Annotated in this window: 25 protein-coding genes and 2 tRNA genes; 14 read left to right on the top strand and 13 right to left on the bottom strand. The window is 50.1% G+C overall.

Annotated features, from left to right (window positions below; genetic code table 11):
* Nucleotides 1–47 precede the first annotated feature (47 nt).
* A complete protein-coding gene (locus M975_RS04365; protein WP_064557609.1) occupies nt 48–839 on the top strand; it encodes an SDR family NAD(P)-dependent oxidoreductase in 792 nt (263 codons plus the stop codon).
* Nucleotides 840–854: 15 nt separating this feature from the next.
* Here M975_RS04365 and M975_RS04360 read toward each other — a convergent pair whose 3' ends face one another.
* Nucleotides 855–1,790 (bottom strand): LysR family transcriptional regulator, encoded by a 936-nt coding sequence (locus M975_RS04360; protein WP_064557676.1) that lies wholly within the window; start codon nt 1,788–1,790, stop codon nt 855–857.
* Nucleotides 1,791–1,884: 94 nt separating this feature from the next.
* Here M975_RS04360 and M975_RS04355 point away from each other — a divergent pair, with 94 nt between their 5' ends.
* Nucleotides 1,885–3,090, top strand: a complete 1,206-nt coding sequence (locus M975_RS04355; protein ID WP_064557607.1) for an MFS transporter — start codon at nt 1,885–1,887, stop codon at nt 3,088–3,090.
* Between the two features lie 113 nt (nt 3,091–3,203).
* Here the strand turns inward: M975_RS04355 and M975_RS04350 are convergent.
* From M975_RS04350 to M975_RS04340, 3 genes are all read right to left on the bottom strand, one after another.
* Nucleotides 3,204–3,291 (bottom strand) — tRNA-Ser (locus tag M975_RS04350).
* A gap of 216 nt (nt 3,292–3,507) precedes the next feature.
* Nucleotides 3,508–3,595 (bottom strand) — tRNA-Ser (locus M975_RS04345).
* 162 nt (nt 3,596–3,757) lie between these two features.
* On the bottom strand, nt 3,758–5,386 hold the full coding sequence (locus M975_RS04340; protein WP_064557605.1) for an ABC transporter substrate-binding protein: 1,629 nt from the start codon (nt 5,384–5,386) through the stop codon (nt 3,758–3,760).
* A 227-nt stretch (nt 5,387–5,613) separates the two neighbouring features.
* Here M975_RS04340 and yccA point away from each other — a divergent pair, with 227 nt between their 5' ends.
* Entirely contained in the window at nt 5,614–6,273 is a 660-nt protein-coding gene (yccA, locus tag M975_RS04335) for an FtsH protease modulator YccA (protein ID WP_064557603.1), read from the top strand.
* Between the two features lie 107 nt (nt 6,274–6,380).
* Entirely contained in the window at nt 6,381–6,710 is a 330-nt protein-coding gene (gene tusE, locus M975_RS04330; protein WP_064557601.1) for a sulfurtransferase TusE, read from the top strand.
* Here tusE and yccX read toward each other — a convergent pair.
* Nucleotides 6,707–6,988: an acylphosphatase gene (gene yccX, locus M975_RS04325; protein ID WP_064557599.1), complete on the bottom strand. Its 282-nt coding sequence runs from the start codon at nt 6,986–6,988 to the stop codon at nt 6,707–6,709. The genes tusE and yccX overlap by 4 nt on opposite strands.
* Before the next feature lie 90 nt (nt 6,989–7,078).
* Between yccX and rlmI the strand changes: the two genes are divergently transcribed.
* Both rlmI and hspQ read left to right on the top strand, forming a co-directional pair.
* Nucleotides 7,079–8,269, top strand: coding sequence for a 23S rRNA (cytosine(1962)-C(5))-methyltransferase RlmI (rlmI, locus tag M975_RS04320; RefSeq protein ID WP_064557597.1), 1,191 nt, complete (start codon nt 7,079–7,081; stop codon nt 8,267–8,269).
* 60 nt (nt 8,270–8,329) lie between these two features.
* Nucleotides 8,330–8,647 (top strand): heat shock protein HspQ, encoded by a 318-nt coding sequence (gene hspQ, locus M975_RS04315; protein ID WP_034494367.1) that lies wholly within the window; start codon nt 8,330–8,332, stop codon nt 8,645–8,647.
* A gap of 28 nt (nt 8,648–8,675) precedes the next feature.
* Here hspQ and M975_RS04310 read toward each other — a convergent pair whose 3' ends face one another.
* Entirely contained in the window at nt 8,676–9,089 is a 414-nt protein-coding gene (locus M975_RS04310; protein ID WP_064557595.1) for a CoA-binding protein, read from the bottom strand.
* Nucleotides 9,090–9,276: 187 nt separating this feature from the next.
* On the opposite strand from M975_RS04310, the gene csgI reads away from it, so the two are divergent.
* Both csgI and mgsA read left to right on the top strand, forming a co-directional pair.
* A complete protein-coding gene (csgI, locus tag M975_RS04305) occupies nt 9,277–9,942 on the top strand; it encodes a curli synthesis inhibitor (RefSeq protein WP_064557594.1) in 666 nt (221 codons plus the stop codon).
* A 95-nt stretch (nt 9,943–10,037) separates the two neighbouring features.
* Complete coding sequence (gene mgsA, locus M975_RS04300; protein WP_064557592.1) at nt 10,038–10,496, top strand: methylglyoxal synthase; 459 nt, start codon at nt 10,038–10,040, stop codon at nt 10,494–10,496.
* Here the strand turns inward: mgsA and helD are convergent, their stop codons facing one another.
* Complete coding sequence (gene helD, locus M975_RS04295) at nt 10,497–12,551, bottom strand: DNA helicase IV (protein ID WP_064557590.1); 2,055 nt, start codon at nt 12,549–12,551, stop codon at nt 10,497–10,499.
* Between the two features lie 122 nt (nt 12,552–12,673).
* Here helD and M975_RS04290 point away from each other — a divergent pair, with 122 nt between their 5' ends.
* Both M975_RS04290 and yccS read left to right on the top strand, forming a co-directional pair.
* The gene (locus M975_RS04290; RefSeq protein ID WP_064557588.1) at nt 12,674–13,120 is read left to right on the top strand and encodes a YccF domain-containing protein; all 447 of its coding nucleotides are present in this window, start codon (nt 12,674–12,676) and stop codon (nt 13,118–13,120) included.
* 24 nt (nt 13,121–13,144) lie between these two features.
* Nucleotides 13,145–15,280: a YccS family putative transporter gene (gene yccS, locus M975_RS04285; protein ID WP_064557587.1), complete on the top strand. Its 2,136-nt coding sequence runs from the start codon at nt 13,145–13,147 to the stop codon at nt 15,278–15,280.
* Here the strand turns inward: yccS and M975_RS04280 are convergent.
* Nucleotides 15,277–15,891, bottom strand: coding sequence for a TfoX/Sxy family DNA transformation protein (locus M975_RS04280; protein ID WP_064557586.1), 615 nt, complete (start codon nt 15,889–15,891; stop codon nt 15,277–15,279). The two genes, yccS and M975_RS04280, sit on opposite strands and share 4 nt — an antisense overlap.
* Before the next feature lie 220 nt (nt 15,892–16,111).
* Between M975_RS04280 and sulA the strand changes: the two genes are divergently transcribed.
* Complete coding sequence (sulA, locus tag M975_RS04275) at nt 16,112–16,621, top strand: SOS-induced cell division inhibitor SulA (RefSeq protein WP_064557585.1); 510 nt, start codon at nt 16,112–16,114, stop codon at nt 16,619–16,621.
* 360 nt (nt 16,622–16,981) lie between these two features.
* Nucleotides 16,982–18,055, top strand: a complete 1,074-nt coding sequence (ompA, locus tag M975_RS04270; RefSeq protein ID WP_157093324.1) for a porin OmpA — start codon at nt 16,982–16,984, stop codon at nt 18,053–18,055.
* A 99-nt stretch (nt 18,056–18,154) separates the two neighbouring features.
* On the opposite strand, the gene matP is transcribed toward ompA, so the two are convergent.
* On the bottom strand, nt 18,155–18,607 hold the full coding sequence (gene matP / locus M975_RS04265; RefSeq protein WP_064557583.1) for a macrodomain Ter protein MatP: 453 nt from the start codon (nt 18,605–18,607) through the stop codon (nt 18,155–18,157).
* A gap of 175 nt (nt 18,608–18,782) precedes the next feature.
* Here matP and M975_RS04260 point away from each other — a divergent pair, with 175 nt between their 5' ends.
* The gene (locus M975_RS04260; RefSeq protein WP_064557581.1) at nt 18,783–20,537 is read left to right on the top strand and encodes an AAA family ATPase; all 1,755 of its coding nucleotides are present in this window, start codon (nt 18,783–18,785) and stop codon (nt 20,535–20,537) included.
* A gap of 68 nt (nt 20,538–20,605) precedes the next feature.
* Nucleotides 20,606–21,124: a bifunctional 3-hydroxydecanoyl-ACP dehydratase/trans-2-decenoyl-ACP isomerase gene (fabA, locus tag M975_RS04255; RefSeq protein WP_034494356.1), complete on the top strand. Its 519-nt coding sequence runs from the start codon at nt 20,606–20,608 to the stop codon at nt 21,122–21,124.
* Between the two features lie 198 nt (nt 21,125–21,322).
* Here fabA and rmf read toward each other — a convergent pair whose 3' ends face one another.
* From rmf to pqiA, 4 genes are all read right to left on the bottom strand, one after another.
* Nucleotides 21,323–21,490, bottom strand: a complete 168-nt coding sequence (gene rmf, locus M975_RS22195) for a ribosome modulation factor (RefSeq protein WP_034456319.1) — start codon at nt 21,488–21,490, stop codon at nt 21,323–21,325.
* A gap of 268 nt (nt 21,491–21,758) precedes the next feature.
* Nucleotides 21,759–22,325: a membrane integrity-associated transporter subunit PqiC gene (gene pqiC, locus M975_RS04250; protein WP_064557579.1), complete on the bottom strand. Its 567-nt coding sequence runs from the start codon at nt 22,323–22,325 to the stop codon at nt 21,759–21,761.
* The gene (gene pqiB, locus M975_RS04245; RefSeq protein WP_064557578.1) at nt 22,322–23,962 is read right to left on the bottom strand and encodes an intermembrane transport protein PqiB; all 1,641 of its coding nucleotides are present in this window, start codon (nt 23,960–23,962) and stop codon (nt 22,322–22,324) included. The genes pqiC and pqiB overlap by 4 nt, the downstream gene beginning before the upstream one ends.
* Complete coding sequence (gene pqiA, locus M975_RS04240; protein WP_064557576.1) at nt 23,952–25,220, bottom strand: membrane integrity-associated transporter subunit PqiA; 1,269 nt, start codon at nt 25,218–25,220, stop codon at nt 23,952–23,954. The genes pqiB and pqiA overlap by 11 nt, the downstream gene beginning before the upstream one ends.
* Nucleotides 25,221–25,227 lie beyond the last annotated feature (7 nt).

Raw genomic sequence — 25,227 nt, 5'->3', positions numbered from 1 at the left:
TTTGGTTTCATTATGAAACCTTCAACTTTCAACGACGAGGCTTTGCCATGACCACTTCCCCTTCTGTTGCAGTAATTACCGGCGCATCTTCAGGCATTGGCGCGGTTTATGCAGAGCGCTTCGCCGCTCGCGGATACGATCTGCTGTTGGTTGCACGCCGCGAAGATCGCCTGCGTGAACTGGCAGCAAAACTCGAATCTCTGCACGGTATCAACGTTCAGACATTAACTGCCGATCTCGCAAAGGAGAGCGGAATGCAGGCGGTGGAAGAGGCACTTCGCAGCAATGAACGGATAAGTGTGCTGGTCAATAATGCCGGTGTCGCACACCTTGCGCCGTTTACGGCAGGCAGCGCTGAGTTACATCAGGCCGATATAGCACTTAATATCACCGCGCTGACACGCCTGAGCCTTGCCGCCCTCACCCGTTTTCAGGCACAAAACAGCGGCACCATTATCAACATCGCATCCGTAGTTTCGCTTCACGCTATCGCGGGCAGCGCCGTTTACAGCGGCACCAAAGGTTATGTGCTGAATTTCACTCGTGGTTTGCAGCAAGAAATTGAAGGCAGCAATGTGCGGATTCAGGCGGTATTACCGGCGGTAACCGCCACAGAAATCTGGGAAGTATCCGGTGTATCAATGGATCATCTGGCACCAGAGTCCATCATGACCACTGAAAATATGGTTGATGCAGCACTTGCCGGGTTAGATCAGGGCGAAGCGGTGACCGTGCCACCGCTGCATGATTTGGCGCTATGGGAAGCATACGAAACTGCACGACTGGCGATTTTCGATGCTTCTCGCACCGGCGTTCCTGCCCCGCGTTATCAGCAGTAATCAGCGCCGTCAGTTTTAACGTGCTGTCCGAGTCCCGGTCAAACTTGGCATCACCTCTTTCATCAGCTCAATAAATTTGCGCAGCCGGGCCGGGTAATAACTCGCGTATGGATAAAGCAGGTAAACAGGCAGCGGTGCGGCCTGCCAGTCGGGTAGCACGTGCAGCAATGTCCCCGCGTCCAAATCCTCTTTCACCACCCATGAAGAAACCATCCCTACGCCCAGGCCGTTTATGGCCGCCTTGCGCACCGCATACAGGCTATCAGTGCTCAGCCTTGGCGTAATATCGAAGCGGAAAGGCTCACCACTGCTCAGTTGGTTTAACGTCACTTCATTGCGATAGAAACTGCTCAGCGCCACCCAGGGCAGTTGCGCTAAATCCGCAACCTGATTTACCGGTCCGTAGCTGGCAAGTAGCGAAGGTGCTGCGACAACAATGCGTGGCACTTCGGCAAGCAGAATACCCACCATGGAAGCGTCGGTAATGGCTCCAACGTGGATCGCACAATCAATGCCTTCCGGAATAAAGTCCGGGGAACGATCGTTTAAGATCCACTCAATGTTGATCTGCGGATAACGCCGCAGGTAATCGCCCAACGGTCCGATAAGCTGATCTTGCCCGAACGCATGTGGCGCACGCACCCGCAGCACGCCTGCGGGATCGTCACGTGCACCACTGACCTCATCTTCCAGAAGCTGCCAGTTTTCAATCAGCCTGCGTGCATGCTGATAACAGCGCTCGCCGTCGTCGGTCAGTTTCATGCTGTGCGTCGTGCGCTGGATTAACTTAACGCCGAGCATTTGCTCGAGATTTTGCAGGCGTCGGCTAATGGTCGGTTGGGTGGTATCCATCTGCGACGCAGCCGCAGAAAGACTGCCGCTCTCAACGATGCGCACAAAGGTTTGCAAAATGGCTATACGATCCCCAGCGGGATTAAAGTTTTTATTCATACGTTGAGTGTATAACAGTTTTACCCCGCCGGGGGCTACAACCCGAGGGCAATAACGATAAGAATGGCCGCACATTAACCCACTGGAGCGCGCCATGAGCCAGCTTTCCGCAATGACCACATCAACCACCCACAGTCAGCTTTCTGGCAAAATTGTTTTTCTGCTCGCCCTGGGTGCCGGCCTGAGTGTGGCCTCGATTTATTACAGCCAACCGATGCTGGGGATTATCGGCAGCACGTTTCATGCCCGTATCGGTGATGTCGGCCTGGTGCCGACGCTGACGCAAATCGGTTATGCGCTTGGCATTCTGTTACTCGCCCCACTGGGTGACCGCTTTGACCGTCGCCGCATTATTCTGATTAAAGGCACGCTACTTTCACTGACACTTTTGCTGTGCGGATTCGCCTCTTCCTGGCATGTGCTGCTGCTCAGTAGCCTGGCGATTGGCCTGGTGGCGACAGTAGCGCAGGATATTATTCCTGCCGCCGCCACGCTTGCCTCAGACAGCAACCGGGGAAAAACCGTCGGTATGGTGATGACCGGGCTTCTGGCGGGGATTCTTCTTTCACGGGTATTTAGCGGTGTAGTGGCAGAATTATTTGGCTGGCGCAGCGTCTATGCCATAGCGGCCGTTGGCGTGTGGGTGGTTACGTTAACACTCTGGTACGTTCTGCCTGTTTTCAAGCCAGAAACGACACTGCGCTACCCCGCTCTGCTGCGCTCACTGGGTAAATTATGGATGGAGTATTCTGCTCTGCGCCGTGCCGCACTGGCGCAAGGGTTGCTGTCGATTGCCTTCAGCGCTTTCTGGTCAACACTGGCGATTATGCTCGCAGAGCGCTTCCAACTAGGCAGTACGGTAGCCGGTGCGTTTGGTCTGGCGGGTGCGGCAGGGGCACTTGCTGCACCGCTGGCAGGTTCACTCGCTGACCGTCGTGGCCCCAATTTCGTCACGAAAATAGCCGCCGCGCTGGTCGTCATCTCCTTTGCCCTGATGTTTGTGATGCCGCTGCTGCCCGTTCCGGCACAACTGGCCGTTATTGTGGTCAGTGCGATTGGATTTGATCTTGGCATTCAGGCTTCGCTGGTTGCGCACCAGACCATCATCTATGCGCTCAACCCCGCTGCACGCAGCCGCCTGAACGCCATTATGTTTACTGTGGTATTTATTGGCATGGCATTGGGAGCCTCACTTGGCAGCAAAGCGCTGGAGCATTTCGGCTGGAACGGCATGGTTGGGCTGGCAACGTTTGTTGCATTATGCGGGCTGTTGATTCGTTTAACGACGCGCGCTAAATAGCAAAACGAGGAAAGGAATATACCTGGAGCCTTCGTGAAAAAAGGCATTTCAGTGGATGGGTAAACGACAAAAACGAAAAACCCCAGCTTATTTCTAAGCTGGGGTCTGAATGTTGGTGGAAGCGTAGAGATTCGAACTCTAGAACCCTTTCGGATCGCCGGTTTTCAAGACCGGTGCCTTCAACCACTCGGCCACGCTTCCAACGAGGCGAACTATAAACATCCCCATACGACATGTAAAGTACGGCTTAGCTCGTTCGCCTGAAAAATAACCGATTTTGTTCTGTTTGCGTGAAACATCAGCAATTGATACGTATGTCGTTTTATTCGTAACCTGGCAGCAAAATGCCCAGCAAGCTGACTGACAAACGGCAAAAACGAAAAACCCCAGCTTATTTCTAAGCTGGGGTCTGAATGTTGGTGGAAGCGTAGAGATTCGAACTCTAGAACCCTTTCGGATCGCCGGTTTTCAAGACCGGTGCCTTCAACCACTCGGCCACGCTTCCAACGAGGCGAACTATAAACATCCCCATACTTTCTGTAAAGCACGATTTTGTTCGTTCGCCTGATAAATCACCAAATCTGTATTATTTGAGTGAAACGCCAACAATTTGATTAGTTTAACATCAGAGCTGTTACAGGTTTTGCTACCTGCAACGAACCCGGCATCAATGTTTTTTGATGAACATATCTTTGGTGTAATAGAAACCCAGGTTGTTTGGCGCATATCCACCAACATAAGGCTTCACTAATTGAACTAAAACATAGTGATAAACCGGGATCGCGGGTACATCTTCCGCCAGTTTATCTTCCGCTTGCTGGTAGAATTTACTGCGCTCTGCCACGTTGTCTGCCTTTGCCGCGTTTTTCAGCGCGTCATCAAAAGCGGCATTGCTGTACTTCGAGATATTTTCACTATCGTTCGTGCGGTAGTTATTCAGGAAAGTAGAAGCGTCGTCATAATCGGCAACCCACGCATAGCGCACCACATCGAAAGTCCCGTTGTGCATGGTATCGAGCATGGTCTTCCATTCCTGGTTTTGCAGTTTCACTTCAACACCGAGGTTTTTCTTCCACATGGAGCTTGCCGCAATCGCGATACGCTGATGTGATTCAGAGGTGTTGTACAGCAGACTAAAACTCAGAGGATGGGTCGCATTAAAGCCGGCTTCTTCCAGCAATTTTTTGGCCTCTGCTACGCGCTTCTCATGACTCCAGCTGGCATATTCAGGGGATTTCATTTCTATCCCACCCACTTTTTTCTGGCTCACAACCCAGGCAGGAGTTTGCCCCTGCCCTAATACTTTCCCGGCAATAATATCTTTATCCAGCCCCATATTCAGAGCCTTGCGCACACGCACATCATTGAATGGTGGTTTGGTGGTATTGAATTCGTAATAGTAAGTAGAGAGATAAGGCGTGACATGCACCTGATCGGGAATGGATTTCTTTAATGCAGCAAACTGCGTCTGTGGCACGGTCAAAACAATATCAATTTCACCGGCTTTATAACGATTGATATCGGCAGTTTCAGAAGCAATCGGAAGATAGGTCACTTTATTAATAACAGTGTGGCTATCATCCCAGTACTGCTTGTTACGTTCGCCGATGACCTTTTCGTTCACAACCCACTGAGAAAGTGAGTACGGACCACTACTGACGAAATTAGCTGGTTGTGTCCATTTATCCCCGAACTTCTCAACAACAGCTTTACTTACAGGCACCAGTGACGGGTGCGCAAGCATGGCAAGAAATGCGGCATTGGGTTGTGTGAGGGTGATTTCTAACGTGTTGGAATCTAATGCTTTGATACCAAGAGAATCTGGAGATTGCTTACCTAGTGCGATTTCTGCGGCATTAACCAAATGCATATTACCGAGATAACTCGCGTAAGGAGAGGTCGTTTTCGGATCAACCAGACGCTGCCAACTCCAGACAACGTCTTGCGCGGTTATCGGCTCGCCGTTAGACCATTTAATGCCAGGCCGTAGATGGAACGTCCAGACCGTGTTGTTTTTTTCTTCCCACTTTTCGGCAAGCCGTGGCTCAATAGAACCATCGTTGCGAACGGCCACCAGCCCGTCAAAGAAATCCGTAAGAATATTAAACTCGACGTTACTTTCAACTTTATGCGGATCAAGCGAAGCTGGTTCACTGCCATTGTTACGCACTAATTCCTGCTTCGCTGCCAGTTCCGTCCCTGCTGGCACGTTAGCCGCCCAGGCACCGGAAATAGCACTAGCCAATCCAATAGCGATAAATGATTTTATAAATGTGATGTGGTTGCTTACATTCATTACACACGCCTTATTTGAGTTATTAACGACGGTACGCTTACCACTCTTATCTATGGCATATGAATAACGCAATAATTTTCAGCCACATATAAGTGAGAATTATGACATCGATCCGATCTGTCACTGAATCAGCAACAAGGTAAAGATGGGTAAAAGGGCTTTCGTGCTATAAAGGAGGGCATTATTCTCATTCACCATATACACATGTAATAAGAGAGAGTTTCTGAATGGATCGCATAATTACTTCCTCGCGTGACCGTTCGTCACTGCTGAGTACCCACAAGGTACTGCGTAATACCTATTTCTTGCTCAGCCTGACGCTGGCGTTTTCTGCGATTACCGCAACCGCCAGCACCGTGCTGATGCTGCCATCTCCAGGTCTGATTCTGACGCTGGTTGGCATGTATGGCCTGATGTTCTTAACTTACCGCCTGGCGGATAAACCAACCGGTATTCTGGCTGCTTTTGCTTTCACCGGCTTCCTGGGTTACATCCTGGGCCCAATGCTTAATTCCTATATTTCGGCCGGTATGGGCGATGTGATTGGGATGGCATTAGGCGGCACGGCGCTGGTGTTCTTTAGCTGCTCCGCTTATGTGCTGACCACGCGCAAAGATATGTCCTTCCTCGGCGGTATGCTGATGGCTGGCGTCGTTGTCGTGCTGGTAGGTATGGTTGCAAACATCTTCCTGCAATTGCCTGCTCTGCATCTGGCAATCAGTGCGGTGTTCATTCTGATTTCATCTGGTGCAATTCTGTTTGAGACCAGCAACATCATTCGTGGTGGTGAAACCAACTACATTCGCGCAACGGTGAGCTTGTACGTTTCTCTGTACAACATCTTTATCAGCCTGTTGAGCATTCTGGGCTTCGCAAACCGTAACTAATCTTCACGGCCAGCCCATACAAAGCCTCGCTCTCGCGGGGCTTTGTTTTTTCTGAGACTGTAAAATTTGCTACACTGCGGCCAGTTTGTCTGGAGCAAAGAATAATTATGTTGATGTTTGAAGGCCGAGAAATAGAAACCGATGCCGATGGTTATCTGAAAAATAGCCATGAGTGGAGCGAGCCACTTGCAGAAGCCATCGCAGCCAAAGAAGGTATTACCCTTGCGGTGGAGCACTGGGAAGTGGTGAGATTCGTGCGTGAATTTTACCTGGAATTTAATACCTCCCCGGCGATTCGTATGTTGGTGAAAGCCATGGCGAACAAGTTTGGTGAAGAAAAAGGTAATAGCCGTTATCTGTATCGCCTATTTCCAAAAGGGCCGGCTAAGCAGGCAACAAAAATTGCTGGCCTGCCAAAGCCGGTGAAGTGTATTTAGTAGCGAATACTAAAATCTGCCCATTGGCGGTCGGGTTGATGTGGTTCTGTCAGCACTTTATCGACCCGAGCACTGCGCGGGCCGCCTGCTTTTAGCCAGGCGATAAGTTTCTCAACCTGCTGCGCTTCTCCGCAGGCTAATACTTCAACGCTGCCATCATCCATGTTGCGGGCATAACCGGTTAAACCCAGTTTTAGCCCTTCACGTTGAGTGCTGTAGCGAAAACCAACCCCCTGAACCAGGCCGTGGACCCAGGCAAGTGTGCATACTGTGGCCATAACTTCCTCCGTTTCGGGTTCTTGCGTTGCATTTAGCCGGTCTAACCCGGAAAATGGCGCCAAATTCTTAGCAAGAAAGCATAGCAAATTATGAGTGTACGTTTAGTGTTAACCAAAGGGCGCGAAAAATCGTTATTGCGCCGTCATCCGTGGGTGTTTTCTGGTGCTGTTGCCCGCATGGAAGGCAAAGCCAATCTCGGCGAAACAATTGATGTTGTCGACAGCAATGGCAAATGGTTGGCCCGTGCCGCATATTCTCCGTCATCGCAAATTCGTGCGCGCGTCTGGACTTTCGACGCCAATGAAAGCATCGACATCGCATTCTTCACTCGTCGTTTGCAGCAGGCACAGGTCTGGCGTGAATGGCTCGCGGCTCGTGACGGGCTGGATAGTTATCGTCTGATTGCGGGCGAGTCTGACGGCTTGCCGGGTGTGACAATTGACCGCTTCGGCAAATTCCTTGTTCTGCAATTGCTTTCCGCAGGCGCTGAATATCAACGCCCTGCACTGGTTGCTGCGCTGCAAAACCTCTACCCGGAATGCGCTATTTATGACCGCTCTGATGTGGCGGTACGTAAAAAAGAAGGCATGGAATTGACACAAGGCCCGGTGAGCGGCGAATTGCCACCTGACTTATTGCCAATCGAAGAACACGGTATGAAGCTGCTGGTTGATATCAAAGGCGGCCATAAAACGGGTTACTATCTTGATCAACGCGACAGCCGTTTTGCGACCCGCCAGTATGTGGAAGATAAGCGTGTGCTGAACTGCTTCTCTTATACCGGTGGTTTTGCGGTTTCCGCATTGATGGGTGGCTGCAGCCAGGTTGTCAGTGTTGATACATCTCAGGATGCCCTGGATGTGGCGAAGCAAAACGTTGAGCTGAATAAACTCGATCTGAGCAAAGCGGACTTCGTGCGTGATGATGTGTTTAAACTGCTGCGCAAATACCGCGACCAGGGTGAAACGTTCGACGTGATTATCATGGACCCACCAAAATTCGTCGAGAATAAGAACCAGCTGATGGGTGCTTGCCGTGGCTACAAAGATATCAACATGCTGGCTATTCAGCTGTTGAACCCAGGCGGCATTCTGATGACATTCTCCTGCTCCGGTTTAATGACGACAGATTTATTCCAGAAAATCATCGCTGATGCCGCCGTAGATGCCGGGCGTGATGTACAATTTATAGAGCAGTTCCGTCAGGCCGCCGATCACCCGGTGATCGCTCCCTACCCGGAAGGGCTGTATTTGAAAGGGTTTGCCTGTCGCGTCATGTAACTTGAAAAATGGAATGTTGCCCGCACATTAATTGCAGGCAATGTTTCTCAGGAGGTGACTATGATTGCCAGCAAATTCGGCATTGGACAGCAAGTACGACATTCTTTGCTGGGTTATCTGGGAGTAGTGGTCGATATCGACCCGGAATATTCTCTGGATGAGCCTGCAGAAGATGATCTGGCCGACAATGATGTCCTCCGTAGTGCCCCCTGGTATCATGTAGTGATGGAAGATGATGATGGCCAGGCCGTGCACACCTATCTTGCTGAAGCCCAGTTAAGTGGGGAGTCACAAGACGAGCATCCCGAACAACCGTCGATGGATGAATTGGCGGCTTCGATACGGCAACAGCTTCAGGCACCTCGCCTGCGAAATTAGCAAAAACCCCGCGCTGCGGGGTTTTTTATTATTTAGCCAGACCTAATCTCGGGATTTCAATCGCCGGGCATTTGTCCATCACCACCGTTAAACCGGCATCTTGCGCCAGCACTGCGGCCTGTTCATTTATCACGCCTAATTGCATCCACAATGTTTTCGCACCGATGGCAATGGCTTCTCTTGCCACTTCCCATGCTGCTTCTGAATTGCGGAACACATCGACCATATCAACTTTCTTCGGAATTTCCGCAAGCGAGCCATACCCTTGCTGACCGAGCAGGGTTTTACCAGCCACTTTAGGTGACACCGGAATCACTTCATATCCTTGATCCAGCAAATAAGCCATTACCCGGTAGCTTGGGCGATCGGGTTTATCACTGGCTCCCACCAGCGCAATGGTTCGGGTACTTTTTAGAATTGTTTCGATATCTGCCTGTTTCATCACACTCTCCGCCGGGACTCAGTAATCAAAAGTGTATGCCATCCGTTACTGTCTCACCATCTTTCCCATACGCAGGTAGTAGAGCAATTATTGGGAATATGTCTATATGTTAATGAGGCGCCCGTATGAAAAATTTTGAAACATTCAGTAAGGGATGATCCAATTTACCCTCAGGCAGGAGAAATTGATGAGAACTGTGTTCTTTATCGCAATATGTTGGACCCTTCTTTTGCCGCATCAATCGTGGGCGACAACACTTCGCCTGTCTACCGATATTGATTTACTGGTTCTTGATGGTAAAAAAGTTTCCAGCTCTTTATTGAGAGGGGCAGATAGCCTCGAACTGGATAACGGCCCCCATCAATTGGTGTTTCGGGTCGAAAAGAATATTCGGACCACCACGCGAGAACTGCGTCTTTATATTTCCCCGCCTTTAGTGGTGAGTTTCGATACCAAAGACGTGAGCCAGGTAAATTTTAATTTGCCGCGCATTGAAAGCGATAAAGAGAGTGATGAGTTTGACCATGCGCCACATATCCAGTTATTGGACGGCAATGCGGCGCTCATTCCATTGAAAATGGATATCCTGCCCGTCAAAACGACGCCTCAGGGAATTGATTACGAGCTGGATACTCAGTTTTACAACAAGTCAGGAAAAACTGCAGCAATCAAAGGGTTCGCCACCATGATGGCGGATGATAGCGAGTTGCTCTCAAAAGCATCTGAGCTTGATGCGCCGGTACGGCAGTCCGAAACGTTGACCGAACAGCGCCTGAAGTATTGGTTTTCGCAAGCAGACAAACCAACGCGCGACCGTTTTCTGCAATGGGTGAAGGAGCATCCGTCGCAATAATTGCCTTTCAAATCCCGCATTTTTGACACCCTTCTCTTGCAGCATCAGTGGCTTCCAGTAAGCTGTAGCCAACGTAAATCACTCAGGATTAACCCATGGAATTAACGACCCGCACCCTGGCGGAAAAAAAGCATATTGCGCTGGTAGCACACGATCACTGTAAAGATGCGCTGTTGAAATGGGTAGAACGCCACAAAGCGACTCTGGCTCAGCACGTATTATATGCAACCGGCACCACCGGGAATCTCATTCAGCGTGGCAGCGGTCTTGATGTCAACGCGATGCTGAGCGGCCCGATGGGGGGCGATCAGCAAGTTGGTGCGTTGATTTCCGAAGGGAAAATTGATGTGCTGATTTTCTTCTGGGACCCGCTAAACGCTGTTCCACACGACCCGGATGTCAAAGCATTGTTGCGCCTGGCCACAGTGTGGAACATCCCCGTTGCCACTAACTTATCGACCGCTGACTTTATTATTCAGTCACCCGGTTTTGATCAGTCAGTAGAAATTTTGATCCCAGATTACCCACGTTATCTGGCTGAACGACTGAAGTAATTACGGTCGATTTGCCGCGGGCACACCAAGGTGTTTCAGAATATCGACAAAACTGGACGGTTCCTGTTTGTTGAATAACAGCCAGACACGATGACGGGCCCGCGTCATTGCCACATACAATAACCGCCGTTCTTCTGCATCCGGGTAATCTTCTGGCTGTGGCAACAAGGCCTCTTCCATCACAGATTCCCGCGCCACCGCCGGGAAACCATCTTTCCCCTGTTGCAGCCCCAGCACCACGACGTAATCTGCCTGTTGCCCTTTGCTGGCATGAATCGTCATGAAATCAATTGCCAGTTTTGGCCAGCGTGTCGCAGCCTTTTCCAGAATCGCCGGGCGTAAGTGATGGTAACGCGCCAAAACCAGAATGCGCTGCTGCGGTTTCACATATCCGCTCATTTTATCGAGCAGAGCTTCAAGCTGGTCGTCCGCCAATAACGTGACGGCTTTCTTATCGCCTTTTGACAGGCTGTTTAACGGCTTGGCGAGTTGATGTGGGTTCTGCTGCACAAAGCGATTAGCAATTTCACCAATCCGGTCATTAAAACGATAAGTTGTATCCAACGCACATTGGTCTGCGTCACCAAAATGGTGTGCAAACGCCGTCGTCAGCGACATTTCTGCACCACTGAAACGGTAAATTGCCTGCCAGTCATCGCCCACCGCGTAAAGCGATGTGTGGGAATTTTGTTTTCTGAGAGCCGCCAGCAATGCCGCACGTTGTGGCGAGATATCCTGAAATTCATCGACCAGGATGTGCTTCCATGGGCTGATAAAACGCCCCTTTTCCAGCACGTTAATCGCCTGATGAATCAGACCCGAAAAATCAACGGCCTCTTCGGCTTTCAGCGCTGTTTTCCAGCTCTTCAACAGCGGTGCCATCAGTTTGACGCGCTTAGTAAAGAGATCGCGTATTTCTTCAGGTGCGGCGGCAATCATTTCGGCCTGCGAGCCGCCATGCATTCGCATCAGCCCCAGCCAGCGGTCTAAGCGGCTGGCAAGACGTTTTGCCAAACGTTCATCTTTCCAGTATTCCCCTTCCGGCACGTCCCACTGCAACTCGTCGCGCAACCATTCACGCCAGCCCTTGGCCTGCGCTTTTTTCTCGCGGCATTGCTGCTGCCAGCTTTCAATCAGTAATTGATGGCGTGCGCTGGTGTCAGATTCCAGTTCACTGACCTGCGGCACTTTTTTGCTTCCTTGCTGGATAATATGCAATGCCAGAGCATGAAACGTGCGGGCGGAAATGGCATCCGTGTGCAGGCGCTCTACAATACGTTGATCCATCTCCTGTGCGGCTTTACGCCCGAAAGCCAGCAACAAAATTTGATCTTCACTGGCCTCGCCACGTTGCAATAACCAGCCTGCGCGCGCAACCAGAACAGAGGTTTTACCGCTCCCGGCTCCAGCCAGTACCAGCAGAGAATCTTCGCCATTGACCACAGCACGGGCCTGGGAAGGGTTCAACGGCGAGCTTTCGACTTGCTGGAAAAAGTCAGCGTACTTTTCAAGCATGTGATTAGTGAATGCGGTATTACGCTGATGGCGGCGTACTTCGCCTTGCTCAAGCCAGGCTTTGCAGTGCAACCAGACTTCACGGCAGTTGTCGAACGCCTCAAGGCGAGCCTGTGGCAGCGGTAGTGCGGAGAAAGCAGCGCGAACGCTTTGCTGTAATGCCTGCATGTCGCTGCGTCTAAACCATTTCTCCTGCTGTACACGGCGGGTTATCTCCGCATACTGCTGATGCAACACCTGAGCGGCAACTTCGCTCATTTCAGCGCTCCAGCTCTGCCATAGCTCGTTAAGATGATGATAAAAACGCTGCGTTTCATTCCATTCGGTGCCATGCAAGCGCACCACTTTGTCATCTGGCAGCACAAACTCCAGTTCACCCCAGACCAGGCCGCGCTTGCAATTAATTGCTATTAACTGATTGAATGGAATAAGGTATTCATGACGATCACCTTTTACCTCTACACCAGCAGTCAGCAATCTCACACGATTGTAGGGATGTTGTGCTAAATGTTTGCCAAAGGAGGTCGCTTTCAGTTCCATTACGCTTTGCCTGATCCAAAATAGTGGTTGTGGTTAAGTTTACCCGCCGAAGGAATGACGCTCCAGAGTAAAAACGCGTTACAATTGTTGTGGTTATTCATTTATACCAACGAAGAGTGATTATGCGAACAGTCCTTAATATTCTGAACTTTATACTGGGTGGTTTTCTGACCACACTTTCCTGGCTGCTGGCCACTCTTGTCAGCATCATTTTTATTTTCACGCTGCCGCTGACTCGTTCCTGCTGGGAGATAACCAAACTCTCTTTCGTCCCGTACGGTAACGAAGCGGTTCATGTTGATGAGCTCAACCCACAGGGTAAAAGTGCCATCCTGAACACCGGCGGTACACTGCTGAACATTCTCTGGCTGGTGTTTTTCGGTTGGTGGCTCTGTGTGCTGCATATCTGTACCGGGATCGCCCAGTGCGTCACGATTATCGGCATTCCGGTGGGAATCGCTAACTTCAAAATCGCCGCCATTGCACTTTGGCCCGTTGGCCGCCGAGTCGTTTCGGTAGAAACTGCACAAGCTGCTCGCGAAGCGAATGCACGACGTCGTTTCCAGTAAATCTGATAAGAATAGTGAGTATTAATGCTTAGCCCAATTCTGCGCCGCTATACCTGGAACAGCACCTGGCTCTATAACTTACGTATTTTCATCGCGCTGACCGGGACTGCTGCCTTCCCATGGTGGTTGGGTGAAGTTAAGCTCACTATTCCGTTAACGCTCGGTGTGGTTGCCGCAGCTCTTGCCGATTTAGATGACCGACTTACAGGCCGGTTACGTAATCTGCTGATTACTCTGATCAGTTTCTTTATTGCTTCCGCATCTGTGGAACTGCTGTTCCCATGGCCGGTACTGTTTGGTATTGGGCTGATGGTTTCCACCAGCGGTTTCATTCTTTTAGGTGGGTTAGGCCAGCGTTACGCCACAATCGCGTTTGGGGCGCTATTAATCGCAATTTATACCATGCTCGGTATTTCTTTGTACGAGCATTGGTACCAGCAACCCATACTGCTTTTGGCAGGTGCCATCTGGTACAACTTGCTGACACTTGCTGGCCATCTTATTTTCCCGATAAGGCCGCTACAGGATAACCTGGCTCGTTGTTATGAGAGCCTTGCACGCTATCTCGAAGTGAAAGCCACGCTATTCGATCCTGATATTGAAGACGAAAGTCAGGCGCCGATGCTTGAGCTGGCGATGGCAAACAGCCAATTGGTAACGACGCTCAACCAGACGAAGAGTTCTTTGCTCACGCGTTTACGTGGTGATCGTGGACAGCGTGGCACCCGTCGTACCCTGCACTACTACTTCGTTGCTCAGGATATTCACGAAAGAGCCAGTTCCTCGCACATTCAGTACCAGGCATTGCGCGATAAATTCCGCTACAGCGATATCATGTTCCGCTTTCAACGCCTGTTGACCATGCAGTCTCAGGCTTGCATACAACTTTCACGTTCTGTTTTATTACGCGTGAAGTACCAACATGACCCGCGTTTTGAACGCGCATTTACCCACCTTGATGCCGCCATTGAAAGACTGAAAGCCGATCACTATCTGGCGAGTGAGCTAAAAGCACTTGGCTTCCTGGTGAGTAACCTGCGGGCTATCGATGCGCAATTAGCGACCATTGAATCCGAACAAGCCATTGCGGCACCGGAAATGGATATTGAAAACCGTCTGGCTGATGACCGGTTAACTGGCTTTGGCGATATCTGGCAGCGGCTAAAACGCAATTTGACACCTGAGTCGGCACTCTTTCGCCACGCGGTGCGAATGTCGGTCGTTTTGTGCATCGGTTATGTATTTATCCAGTTTACTGGCCTTAAACATGGTTACTGGATCCTTCTGACCAGCCTCTTTGTATGCCAGCCAAACTACAGTGCGACTCGGCGACGCTTAGCATTGCGTATCATCGGCACATTGGTTGGGGTGGCGATCGGGCTGCCGGTGCTGTTCTTTGTGCCGTCAATGGAAGGGCAACTGGTATTAATTGTGATAACCGGCGTGCTCTTCTTTGCCTTCCGCAATGTGCAATACGCCCATGCAACCATGTTTATCACGTTGCTGGTATTGCTGTGCTTCAACTTGTTGGGTGAAGGGTTTGAAGTGGCGATGCCGCGTATTTTCGATACCTTATTAGGATGTGCCATCGCGTGGGCTGCGGTGACTTTCATTTGGCCTGACTGGCGATTCCGCAGGCTACCCTTGGTTGTTGAGCGCGCATTTAACGCTAACTGCCGTTACCTGGACGCTATTCTTGAGCAATACCATCAGGGCCGCGATAACCGACTCGAGTACCGAATTGCACGCCGGGATGCCCACAATAAAGATGCTGAGCTGGCGTCAGTGGTGTCCAATATGTCCTCAGAGCCACGTGTTTCGCCTGATATGCAGGAAACGGCCTTTCGCCTGTTGTGTCTTAATCACACCTTCAACAGTTATATCTCTGCATTAGGTGCACATCGCGAAAAACTCACTAATGAGAATATTTTGCTGCTGCTTGATGACGCCGTATGTTACGTAGATGATGCATTACATCATCTACCGGCAGATGAAGAACGTGTTCAGAAAGCTTTGCAGGGGCTCTCCTCGCGTATCACTCAGCTTGAGCCACAACCAGATACCAAAGAGCCGTTAGTCCTGCAACAAATTGGCCTACTGGTTGCGCTACTCCCCGAAATATCCCGTCTGCAGCAACTTGTGTCGCAGCAACACGATTAGCGCATATGGCGCTTTTCGTAGATATGCCCCCACTCCACCAATTCCCGGCGCATTGCCGCCGGGAGTGCTGCCTCATGCATCCCGCAAATTGCACCGGCCAACGCTAACAACACCCGGACACCAAGTCCTTTCTTCATATTTTTAAGTTTAATCCACGCACGTTTCGCGCCGTAGGCCTGAAGAGTCCGAACATCAGCAATGCCCGCTTCCCACAACATCATTTCCAGGCTGTGAGTTAAGTTCGGTAGATCTTTGAGCCGTTGTTGCGATTTCTGGCGAGATTTTTCGCGCTGGGCACTGTGTAATGCACCGGTTGAGAGTTCCAGCAGCTTTTGCTGGTCACTCCACAAGCCCTCATCGACACGATAATAATTCAGTTCAATCGTGCGCCCACGCTTGTTATAGAGCAGCGGTTCTGGCGCTTTCTTAACGAAATAGACTTCTGTTTGCTCGCATGCACGAAGGTAAAGCTCCCCTTCAGACACCATAGCGAAAACAACATTTCCGACGGTCAGACTGTAGCCACCAAACAACGAGCGATATCTAATTTCGCCTAACGAAGATAAACATTCTTTTGATTGATGAATCCTTGCATAAGATCTTACCTTCATGAATATATCCTTAAATATCATGTAATAACGATTATAAATGGCGTAGTACTGCTCCCGGTAACACGAAAATAAATAACCTAGTCCCTGGCGGCAATCACATTCTCTCGTTATGCAGATTTACATGATGAAATTGCGATATGCTTTCAGAAATTTAGATTGATCTTTGTCCTAATGGGGATTACTGTATATTCATACAGTAACCCATCAGGCGGGATTAACTATGCACTCACATAACGTTCTAACTCACGTTGCCACTGTTTCAGGTTCTGCGTCTTCCACAGTTCCGTCATCAGCAGGCCACAACACTAAAGGGTTGATCAGTGAAGTGATCTACAGCGAAGATCAGCCATGGGTTACACAGTTGCTCTTGTTACCACTGCTTCAGCAACTCGGTCAGCAGTCTCGCTGGCAGTTGTGGTTAACGCCGCAGCAGAAATTAAGCCGTCAGTGGCTGGAATCTGTAGGTCTTCCGCTCACAAAAGTGATGCAGGTGAGCCAGTTAGATCCACTTTTCACCGTAGATGCTATGGTGAAAGCATTGCAGACTGGAAATTACAGTGTTGTTATCGGTTGGTTACCGGAAGAATTGACTGACGAAGAACATATGCAGCTGTCTTTTGCAGCCGAAATGGGTAATGCAATTGGCTTCATTATGCGTCCGATGCAAACCTCTAAAACAGGTAGTCGACCACGGAGTGAGCTAAAAATTCATTCTAGTTTGTATCATTAAGTAAATTTAAGAGAATTCTTGGAACTTTTTCTGAACCCTTGACAAATCATTGTGATTTATTAAGAATCCGCGTCTCAAGCCGCGCAGAGCGGCCTTCCAGCAAATTTTATGAGTGTGAATTTCACGCAAAGTTGTTAGAAAATGTGTATACAAGTCGTTTTTTTTCATATGCCTGACGGACTTCACACTTGTAAGTTTTCAAGTACGTTGTAGACTTTAGCTCGCCAGGGTTGCTCTTACATAACACCGATTGATCGGTAGAGTAACAAGTGAGCATAAACTCGGGCGAAGGATTTAACCCTGGGCTTTAGAGCGATTTTAAAGCTCATGGCCTTTTTGGATGATAATGAGGCGCAAAAAATGAAAAAGACAGCTATCGCAATTGCAGTGGCACTGGCTGGCTTCGCTACCGTAGCGCAGGCCGCACCGAAAGATAACACCTGGTATGCAGGTGGTAAGTTGGGTTGGTCCCAGTTCCACGATACCGGTTTCTACGGTAACGGTTATAAGAACAATGACGGCCCAACTCACAACAGCCAACTGGGTGCTGGTGCGTTCGGTGGTTATCAGGTTAACCCGTACGTTGGTTTTGAAATGGGTTACGACTGGTTAGGTCGTATGCCTTATAAAGGCGACACCAATAACGGTGCTTTCAAAGCGCAAGGCGTTCAACTGGCTGCTAAACTGAGCTACCCAATCAATGATGACCTGGACATCTATACTCGTCTGGGTGGTATGGTTTGGCGTGCAGACTCCAAAGGCAACTACAACAACGGTACTACTCGTATCAGCGATCACGACACTGGCGTTTCCCCGCTGGCTGCAGTTGGTCTTGAGTACGCAATCACCCGTGATATCGCAACTCGCCTGGATTACCAGTGGGTTAGCAACATCGGTGACGCGCAAACCGTTGGTACTCGTCCAGACAACGGCATGCTGAGCCTGGGTGTTTCTTACCGTTTCGGCCAGTACGATAATGTTGCTCCAGTTGTAGCTCCGGCTCCAGCACCAGCTCCAGAAGTACAGACCAAGCACTTCACTCTGAAGTCTGATGTTCTGTTCAACTTCAACAAAGCAACTCTGAAACCAGAAGGTCAGCAGGCACTGGATCAGCTGTATACTCAGCTGAGCAACCTCGACCCGAAAGATGGTTCTGTTGTAGTTCTGGGCTTCACCGACCGTATCGGTTCAGACCAGTACAACCAGAAACTGTCTGACAAACGTGCACAGTCTGTTGTTGATTACCTGATCTCTAAAGGTATCCCAGCTAACAAGATCTCCCCACGCGGTATGGGTGAATCTAACCCAGTTACTGGCAACACCTGTGATAACGTAGCTCCTAAAGCTAAACTGATTGATTGCCTGGCTCCAGATCGTCGCGTAGAGATCGAAGTTAAAGGTATCAAAGACGTTGTAACTCAGCCTGCGGCATAAGTTACCGTTATAAAAAAACCCCGCCAAGGCGGGGTTTTTTATTATCTATTTTCAGCCCAAAAGCCGTAAAACTCTGCACAGCGTCAATACAACTGCGCTCTATTCTTTGCCAAGCAAAGCCTGGAGATCGTGCTTCAGAGATGACATCTGATTGGCGTACTGTTCTTTACGCTCAGCATCTTCAATCAACTGCACAATCGTTTCCGAGAGCGTGCACCCTCTGCGATGAGCAAGCCCTGCTAACCGTTGCCAGACCAGATATTCAAGGTCGATGGATTTTTTACGCGTATGCTGATGCTCGGCATTAAAATGCCGTTTGCGCCGCGCGCGGATAGTTTGCTTCATCCGGTTGTGGAGTGTTGGATTCATATGCTGCTCAATCCAGCTCAACACGTGCACAGGCTCATTTTCCAGGCGTAGCAAAGCATCAACGGCTTCTTGCGCAGCACTGGCTTCAATGTAACGGGTAATGAGCTCGCCTTCGCGGTGTTTCTTAACCAGATACTTCCACTTCCAGCCGCTCTCGAGATTTTCCAACTGTTGATATTTCATTGCGATCTCAGTGTGACCGTGTAACTCATTTCAGAATAACAGTTTTTTTTATTTTCGCTTACCTGAAAAATGAAAGCTGTGAGCTAAGTAAACTTGCCGCTCCGCATAAACCGTGTGCTGCCTCCCCTATTCTTGTATAATCTCGCCTTTGACATCTAATTAATAAATAGCGACTTTGACGACTAATCGACTTGAATGGCGTGCTCTTGTACCTGATACCGAAAGCTATCAGGAAATTTTCGCACAGCCTTATGATTCCGAAACTGCCCCTTTCTCCGCTGTGCAGCCTCGTCTGTCTTACGGACTGATGCAGCTCAGCCAACCGGTAGCCTCGGCCGATCTGATGCTGGTAAAAGCCGCTGAAGAAGCCGAATACCTTAATCTTATTACCGAAGCAGCACGTGAGTGCTGGTCGCAAGATAACGCTCTGACGGGCGGCCATTATCTGATTGAAGGCCGTCACATAACTTTACGCCCGGCCGAGTCTGCAGAAGACAATTTTGCAGGGCACTCCAGTGTCGTCGCCGCTGACTGGATTGAAGCAGATCAGCTCTTTGGCTGCGTTCGCCAGTTTGCAGGTGAAATCACCCTGAGTCCGGGCCTGGTTCACCGTGCAAATGGTGGCATTCTGGTTCTGTCATTGCGCAGCGTGTTAGCACAACCGCTGTTGTGGCTGCGCCTGAAGCAAATGGTCATTCAGGGTCGGTTCGACTGGATTTCACCTGATGAAACTCGCCCATTGCCGGTCAATATTCCTTCTTTACCGCTGAGCCTGAAACTGGTTCTGGTCGGTGAACGTGAATCACTGGCTGATTTCCAGGATATGGAGCCAGAACTGGCAACCTCGGCAATCTACAGTGAGTTCGAAGAGAACCTGCAGATAGCATCTGCCGATGATATGGCATTGTGGTGTCAGTGGATTTACGCGGTAGGCCAATCAAAATCGCTCTCTGCGCCTGCAACAGATGCCTGGCCTGTGTTAATCCGCGAAGCCGTGCGTTATACCGGCGACCAGGAAACGCTGCCACTGTGTCCATCATGGATAAGCCGTCAGTTGCGCGAAGTCGCAGCCTTCACTGAAGAAGACAGCTTTGGTGCTGAAGAACTGACACAAATGCTGGCACAGCGTGAATGGCGTGAAGGTTATCTTGCTGAACGCATGCAGGATGAAATTCTGCTTGAGCAAATCCTCATCGAGACCGAAGGGGAAATGGTTGGCCAGATCAACGCCTTGTCGGTGATTGAGTTCCCAGGGCATCCACGTGCATTTGGTGAACCTTCTCGTATCAGCTGTGTGGTGCATGTCGGTGATGGTGAATTTACTGATGTGGAGCGCAAAGCGGAGCTGGGCGGCAATATTCATGCGAAAGGCATGATGATCATGCAGGCATTTTTGATGTCTGAACTGCAGCTTGACCAGCAAATCCCCTTCTCTGCGTCGCTAACCTTTGAACAGTCTTACAGCGAAGTCGATGGTGATAGTGCATCCATGGCCGAACTGTGTGCATTAATCAGTGCGCTGGCGAATGTACCGATTTATCAGCACATCGCGGTGACGGGTTCAGTCGACCAGTTTGGTCGTGTACAACCGGTTGGCGGCCTGAATGAGAAGATTGAAGGTTTCTTCCGTATTTGCCAGCAACGCGAATTTACCGGCAGGCAAGGCGTGATTATCCCGGTTTCCAATGTGCGTCACCTTTGCCTGCACCAAGACGTTCTGGATGCTGTAGAACAAGGGCAATTCACCATTTGGGCCATCGATGATGTCACAGATGCACTACCCTTATTAACAAATCTGCCCTGGGATGGCGAAGGGCAAAATACGCTCATGCGTGCGGTACAAGAGCGAATCGCTCAGGCATCCGCGCAAGATATTCGGCACCGCTATCCATGGCCACTACGTTGGCTCAACTGGTTCACCCCGAACTGATCGGACTTGTTGAGCGTACACGTGTTAGCTAACATGCGTGCTTCATTATAAAAAGGCTTACTGTAAACATGGTAGATAAACGCGAATCCTATACAAAAGAAGATCTTCTTGCCTCTGGTCGTGGCGAACTGTTTGGCGCTGAAGGCCCACGTTTGCCTGCGCCATCCATGCTGATGATGGACCGCGTAGTCAAGATGACCGAAGACGGTGGTAACTTTGATAAAGGTTACGTTGAAGCAGAACTGGATATCAATCCTGACCTGTGGTTCTTCGGTTGCCACTTTATCGGCGATCCTGTAATGCCTGGTTGCCTGGGTCTGGATGCGATGTGGCAGCTGGTAGGTTTCTATCTCGGCTGGTTAGGCGGTGAAGGCAAAGGCCGCGCTCTGGGTGTGGGTGAAGTTAAACTCGCAGGCCAGATTCTGCCTACAGCGAAAAAAGTCAGTTACCGTATTCACTTCAAGCGTGTTATCAATCGCCGCCTGATTATGGGCCTGGCCGATGGTGAAGTGCTGGTTGATGGTCGTGTAATTTACACCGCCACCGATCTGAAAGTGGGTCTGTTCAAAGACACTACCGCTTTCTAAGCCTGATTCTATACCGTCATCTATACCCGCTAGCTTTCAAGTTGCAGGTAGGCGGCCAGGGAGCTTATCCCGATGAGCTTACTCAAGTAAGTGATTCGGGTAAGTGAGTGCAACCAACACCCCTGCGGCTTGAAAGATGACGGGTATAAACGCGAAACCTCCGCTATGCGGAGGTTTCTTCTTCTAAAGAGACAGTGATTACGCGGTAACCGCCCTGTCTTCCATGGCTTCTCGCCAGCCTCCCATCCAGTACGACCTTTGATTCAGTGTCTGATAAGGACACATCTCTTTGGAGCGTCCGACGATACCTGCTTGATAACCACGTTGATGAGCCCGTTCCAGGCGATCTCGTTTTTGTCTCTTCATGCCTCGTTTCCCTCATTTCTTGATCTATCAAATGGATCTGGTGGAAAGAAAACAGTGGCTACAAAGCGTGCAACCACATATAACGAATACCTCCAAAACACGCCACCGTCAATGCGCAAAATTCACGCCAATGTCATAAATGTGAGCTACGCGAGATAAGATTTGATAAAAAAATGAGAACTCAGGCGGATAACAAATTAATGCCAAAAGAAAAGCTGCGCTTCGCTTTATCGGCGAATGACGCAGCTTTTTTGTGCTACAGCGATAATTAATTAATACCGCTTATCTGGCTGGCAATGCTTCGTGCTTCTTGCTCCCAGGCCTGGGCTAAGGTTTTCACCATGGCATCATAACCATCGGTTTGTTGCTTAAGCTCAACGTGGAATGGGCGTTTAATCAATTGCCCCTCGTGTTTAAGCAACCACTCACCGCTGACAATCACTTTCCCGTCGTAACGTCCGTGGAAACCCGTGACGTTAACATTCAGAGTATCCTGATCACTGCCAAGCGGTTGAGATGCGACAACCCAACCCGGTAAAGCACTACTCAAATTGCTGACCAGCGTGTTTCGTAACTGCTGGTCCAACGGACTTGCCCACAAGTTACTGGTGGCGATGACGTATTGCACATCACTGGTCTGATAGACCACGCCGTTACCGGCGAGATAATCAGGCACAGCAACCTGCTCAACCCATAACAAATGCCTGCCAGGCTGGCTCACAGCCTGCATAGCAGCCACGGAGCTTTGTGGTAGTTGGTAATACGTCTTTCCGTCATCGCTGCTGCTACAGGCTGTCAGAGCCAAAGCAGCAATCACTGGGAGCCATTTTTTCATTCTTTTGCCCTCTTCGGCTGGGGATCTTTTTTATCCTTCGCTTCAAAGACCAGCGAATTGCTCTTATCGTTCAGCGTGCGCAGTACAGGCTGCAATTCACGCAGAACCTGATCAAGACGCTGCATATCGGCCACCATCTTGTTGTACGCCGCAGAACCCGGCTGGAAGCCCTGCATGCTGCGATTAAGCTCGCGCAGCGTTGACTGCATATCTTCAGGCAACGATTGCATCGACTTATTCGCGGTGATCTTGTTCAGATTATCAAGCGTCTGCTGCAAGCGCTTCATCGTTTTCTGGCTTTCAGCAAGCGAATTGGTGGTCTGTTCAATCATTGGATTGAGCGGCAAGTTGTTAATCTTATCCAGTGTTTCCAGTAAGCGTTGCTGGATTTGCGCCAGACCCCCGCTCATCGTTGGGATAATTGGATACCCACCAAAATCTGTCATGCCCGTTACCGGCGGCGCTTTCGGATAGAAATCAAGATCGATATACAGCGCACCCGTCACCAGGTTACCCGTTTTCATCGACGCTCTTAAACCACGGCGCAGCAACGAATCCAGATTTGCGGCAACGTCAGCATCATCGCCAACGATATTCTGTAAGCGCTCAGGTTCGATGCGAATCAATACCGGAATACGGAAATCATCGTTTAACGCCTGACGCATACCCGGAGTGAAGAATGGCACACGAGCGACCGTACCTAAACGAATCCCACGGAATTCAATTGGCGCGCCTGGTTGCAAGCCACGTACCGAATCTTTGAAGAACATCAGGTAATCGATGTGTTTGGTGTAGAGCGAGTCCTGAATGCTTTTTTGGTCATCAAACAGTTTGAATTCACTGCCCGTGGTCACCCGGTTTCCGACATCCAGACTTTCAGGCACGTCGAAGCTCACTCCGCCGCTAAACAGCGTAGTTAATGACCCCATTTCTACACGCATACCCTGTGAAGACAAATCAACGGCGACGCCGCTGTCTTTCCAGAAACGCACGTTACTGGTCACCAGTCGGTCATTTGGCGCACTGATAAACAGTTGGTAACTGATGCTGCGTTTCTCTGGGTTAAATGTGCTGGTCTCAACTGAACCCACCCGATAGCCACGGAACAGTACCGGGTCGCCAGGTGAGAGCTGACCCGCTTTATTGCTGTCCAGCGTGACGCGAATCCCTTTTGCATCTGGTGGCGCAAGCGGCGGCGCATCCAGCAAATCATATCTCGCAGGCTGCGGCCCTTTGTTCCCCGGTTGTAACTCAATATAAGCACCGGAAAGCAGCGTACCAAGACCTGAAATGCCTCCGCGCCCGACTTGCGGTTTTACAACCCAAAAAACAGAATCTTTGTGCAGCAGCTTTTCCATTCCGGAATGCATACGTGCCGTAATTTCCACATGGTGGAGGTCATCCGAAAGCACCGCACTTTCCACCACCCCCACATCAACACTGCGGCTTTTGATAGTGGTTTTCCCGCCTTCAATACCTTCGGCATTGGTGGTAATCAGCGTCACTTCCGGGCCTTGATGACTGTAGTGATAAAATAAGATCCACGCGCCAATCAGCACGGTAACGATAGGGAAAATCCATACCGGGGACCAGTTTTTCACCTTTGTTACTTTTGCTTCCCCGCTTTTATTTTCCATGCTCAGACGACTCCTCATGAGTTGAATCCGGTGCGCGATCCCAGGACAAGCGAGGGTCAAAGGTCATCGCTGCAAACATTGTCAAAATAACCACTAATGCAAACATTACGGCACCAATAGCGGGATAGATGCTCATCAACCCACCTATTCGTACCAGAGCCGACAGAACTGCAATCACGAAAACATCTATCATCGACCAGCGCCCGACAAACTCGACCACCTCGTAGATTAAATGCATTCTTTCACTGTCACGACGCCCATGGCCTTTGGCATCCCAACACAACCATGCGATCGCCAACATTTTGAGTGTTGGTACCAGAATACTGGCGATGAAAATCACCCCAGCGACCGGATAAGAGCCTTCGCTCCACAACAAGATAACCCCGGCAATAATCGTTGACGGAATTTTGCTACCCAACACTTCGGTAATCATGATGGGTAATATATTCGCGGGCAGATAAAGCATGATTGACGTCAGTAACAGGGCGAGCGTCCATTGCAAACTGTGGCGTCTGCGGACATAGCCTTTGGTTTCACAGCGCGGGCAAACTTCCTGATCCGCAGGCACGATTGCCGTGCAGCATGAACAGGAACGCAGACCCTGACGAATCCCGGAAACACCCACTTTAAGTGGCGTAGACAGCACTGGCGCTTCTGTAATGTCGTCCCACAGCCAGCGTCTATCAACACACTGGAAAGCCCGTAACTGTAATACGCAAAACAGGCACCACGGAACAAAGCTACTGCCAACGCCGATGTCGCCGTATGCCATCAGTTTGACAAAACTCACCAGCACACCCGCGAGAAAAATTTCTGCCATGCCCCAGGATTTTAACTGAAACAGAATGCGGGCCAGCCAGCGTTGCAACCGCTCCGGCATAGCCATGCGGTTAACCAATAGCAGGATAGTCACTAAACAGAACGTCGGCACCGCTTGCACGAATGCCATAAAGAAGGTGCCAAGGCTGGCATAGTCTTCATTGAACATCACGCCTGGTATTTCCAGTAGCGACACTTCACTACTGATACCCGCGACTTTCATATTGATGAAGGGAAAGAGATTGGCCAGCAGCAGCATAAAAAGGGCTGCCAGCGCATAAGCTGTAGGGCGTTGACGTGGTGAGGACCACTGAGTAATCAGGGTTGTACCGCAACGTGGACAGACGGCCTTATGGCCGTCTTCCAGTACTGGTAGAGCTACCAGTAAGTCACATTGTGAGCACAATATGTGTGAACGATGGTTATGCGTGGCACACATATCGTGT

Origin of the sequence: Buttiauxella brennerae ATCC 51605 (assembly GCF_001654925.1) — a bacterium.
In the GTDB taxonomy this organism is placed as follows: domain Bacteria; phylum Pseudomonadota; class Gammaproteobacteria; order Enterobacterales; family Enterobacteriaceae; genus Buttiauxella; species Buttiauxella brennerae.
The sequence above is the reverse complement of the archived record's forward strand: the minus strand, read 5'-3'. Positions and strand labels throughout refer to the sequence as shown.

Bases quoted from the DNA above. Each gene is read 5' to 3' on its own strand.
- M975_RS04365 (WP_064557609.1), top strand. From the start codon at position 48: ATGACCACTTCCCCTTCTGTTGCAGTAATTACCGGCGCATCTTCAGGC.
- M975_RS04360 (WP_064557676.1), bottom strand. From the start codon at position 1,790: ATGAATAAAAACTTTAATCCCGCTGGGGATCGTATAGCCATTTTGCAA.
- M975_RS04355 (WP_064557607.1), top strand. From the start codon at position 1,885: ATGAGCCAGCTTTCCGCAATGACCACATCAACCACCCACAGTCAGCTT.
- M975_RS04340 (WP_064557605.1), bottom strand. From the start codon at position 5,386: ATGAATGTAAGCAACCACATCACATTTATAAAATCATTTATCGCTATT.
- yccA (WP_064557603.1), top strand. From the start codon at position 5,614: ATGGATCGCATAATTACTTCCTCGCGTGACCGTTCGTCACTGCTGAGT.
- tusE (WP_064557601.1), top strand. From the start codon at position 6,381: ATGTTGATGTTTGAAGGCCGAGAAATAGAAACCGATGCCGATGGTTAT.
- yccX (WP_064557599.1), bottom strand. From the start codon at position 6,988: ATGGCCACAGTATGCACACTTGCCTGGGTCCACGGCCTGGTTCAGGGG.
- rlmI (WP_064557597.1), top strand. From the start codon at position 7,079: ATGAGTGTACGTTTAGTGTTAACCAAAGGGCGCGAAAAATCGTTATTG.
- hspQ (WP_034494367.1), top strand. From the start codon at position 8,330: ATGATTGCCAGCAAATTCGGCATTGGACAGCAAGTACGACATTCTTTG.
- M975_RS04310 (WP_064557595.1), bottom strand. From the start codon at position 9,089: ATGAAACAGGCAGATATCGAAACAATTCTAAAAAGTACCCGAACCATT.
- csgI (WP_064557594.1), top strand. From the start codon at position 9,277: ATGAGAACTGTGTTCTTTATCGCAATATGTTGGACCCTTCTTTTGCCG.
- mgsA (WP_064557592.1), top strand. From the start codon at position 10,038: ATGGAATTAACGACCCGCACCCTGGCGGAAAAAAAGCATATTGCGCTG.
- helD (WP_064557590.1), bottom strand. From the start codon at position 12,551: ATGGAACTGAAAGCGACCTCCTTTGGCAAACATTTAGCACAACATCCC.
- M975_RS04290 (WP_064557588.1), top strand. From the start codon at position 12,674: ATGCGAACAGTCCTTAATATTCTGAACTTTATACTGGGTGGTTTTCTG.
- yccS (WP_064557587.1), top strand. From the start codon at position 13,145: ATGCTTAGCCCAATTCTGCGCCGCTATACCTGGAACAGCACCTGGCTC.
- M975_RS04280 (WP_064557586.1), bottom strand. From the start codon at position 15,891: ATGAAGGTAAGATCTTATGCAAGGATTCATCAATCAAAAGAATGTTTA.
- sulA (WP_064557585.1), top strand. From the start codon at position 16,112: ATGCACTCACATAACGTTCTAACTCACGTTGCCACTGTTTCAGGTTCT.
- ompA (WP_157093324.1), top strand. From the start codon at position 16,982: ATGAAAAAGACAGCTATCGCAATTGCAGTGGCACTGGCTGGCTTCGCT.
- matP (WP_064557583.1), bottom strand. From the start codon at position 18,607: ATGAAATATCAACAGTTGGAAAATCTCGAGAGCGGCTGGAAGTGGAAG.
- fabA (WP_034494356.1), top strand. From the start codon at position 20,606: ATGGTAGATAAACGCGAATCCTATACAAAAGAAGATCTTCTTGCCTCT.
- rmf (WP_034456319.1), bottom strand. From the start codon at position 21,490: ATGAAGAGACAAAAACGAGATCGCCTGGAACGGGCTCATCAACGTGGT.
- pqiC (WP_064557579.1), bottom strand. From the start codon at position 22,325: ATGAAAAAATGGCTCCCAGTGATTGCTGCTTTGGCTCTGACAGCCTGT.
- pqiB (WP_064557578.1), bottom strand. From the start codon at position 23,962: ATGGAAAATAAAAGCGGGGAAGCAAAAGTAACAAAGGTGAAAAACTGG.
- pqiA (WP_064557576.1), bottom strand. From the start codon at position 25,220: ATGTGTGCCACGCATAACCATCGTTCACACATATTGTGCTCACAATGT.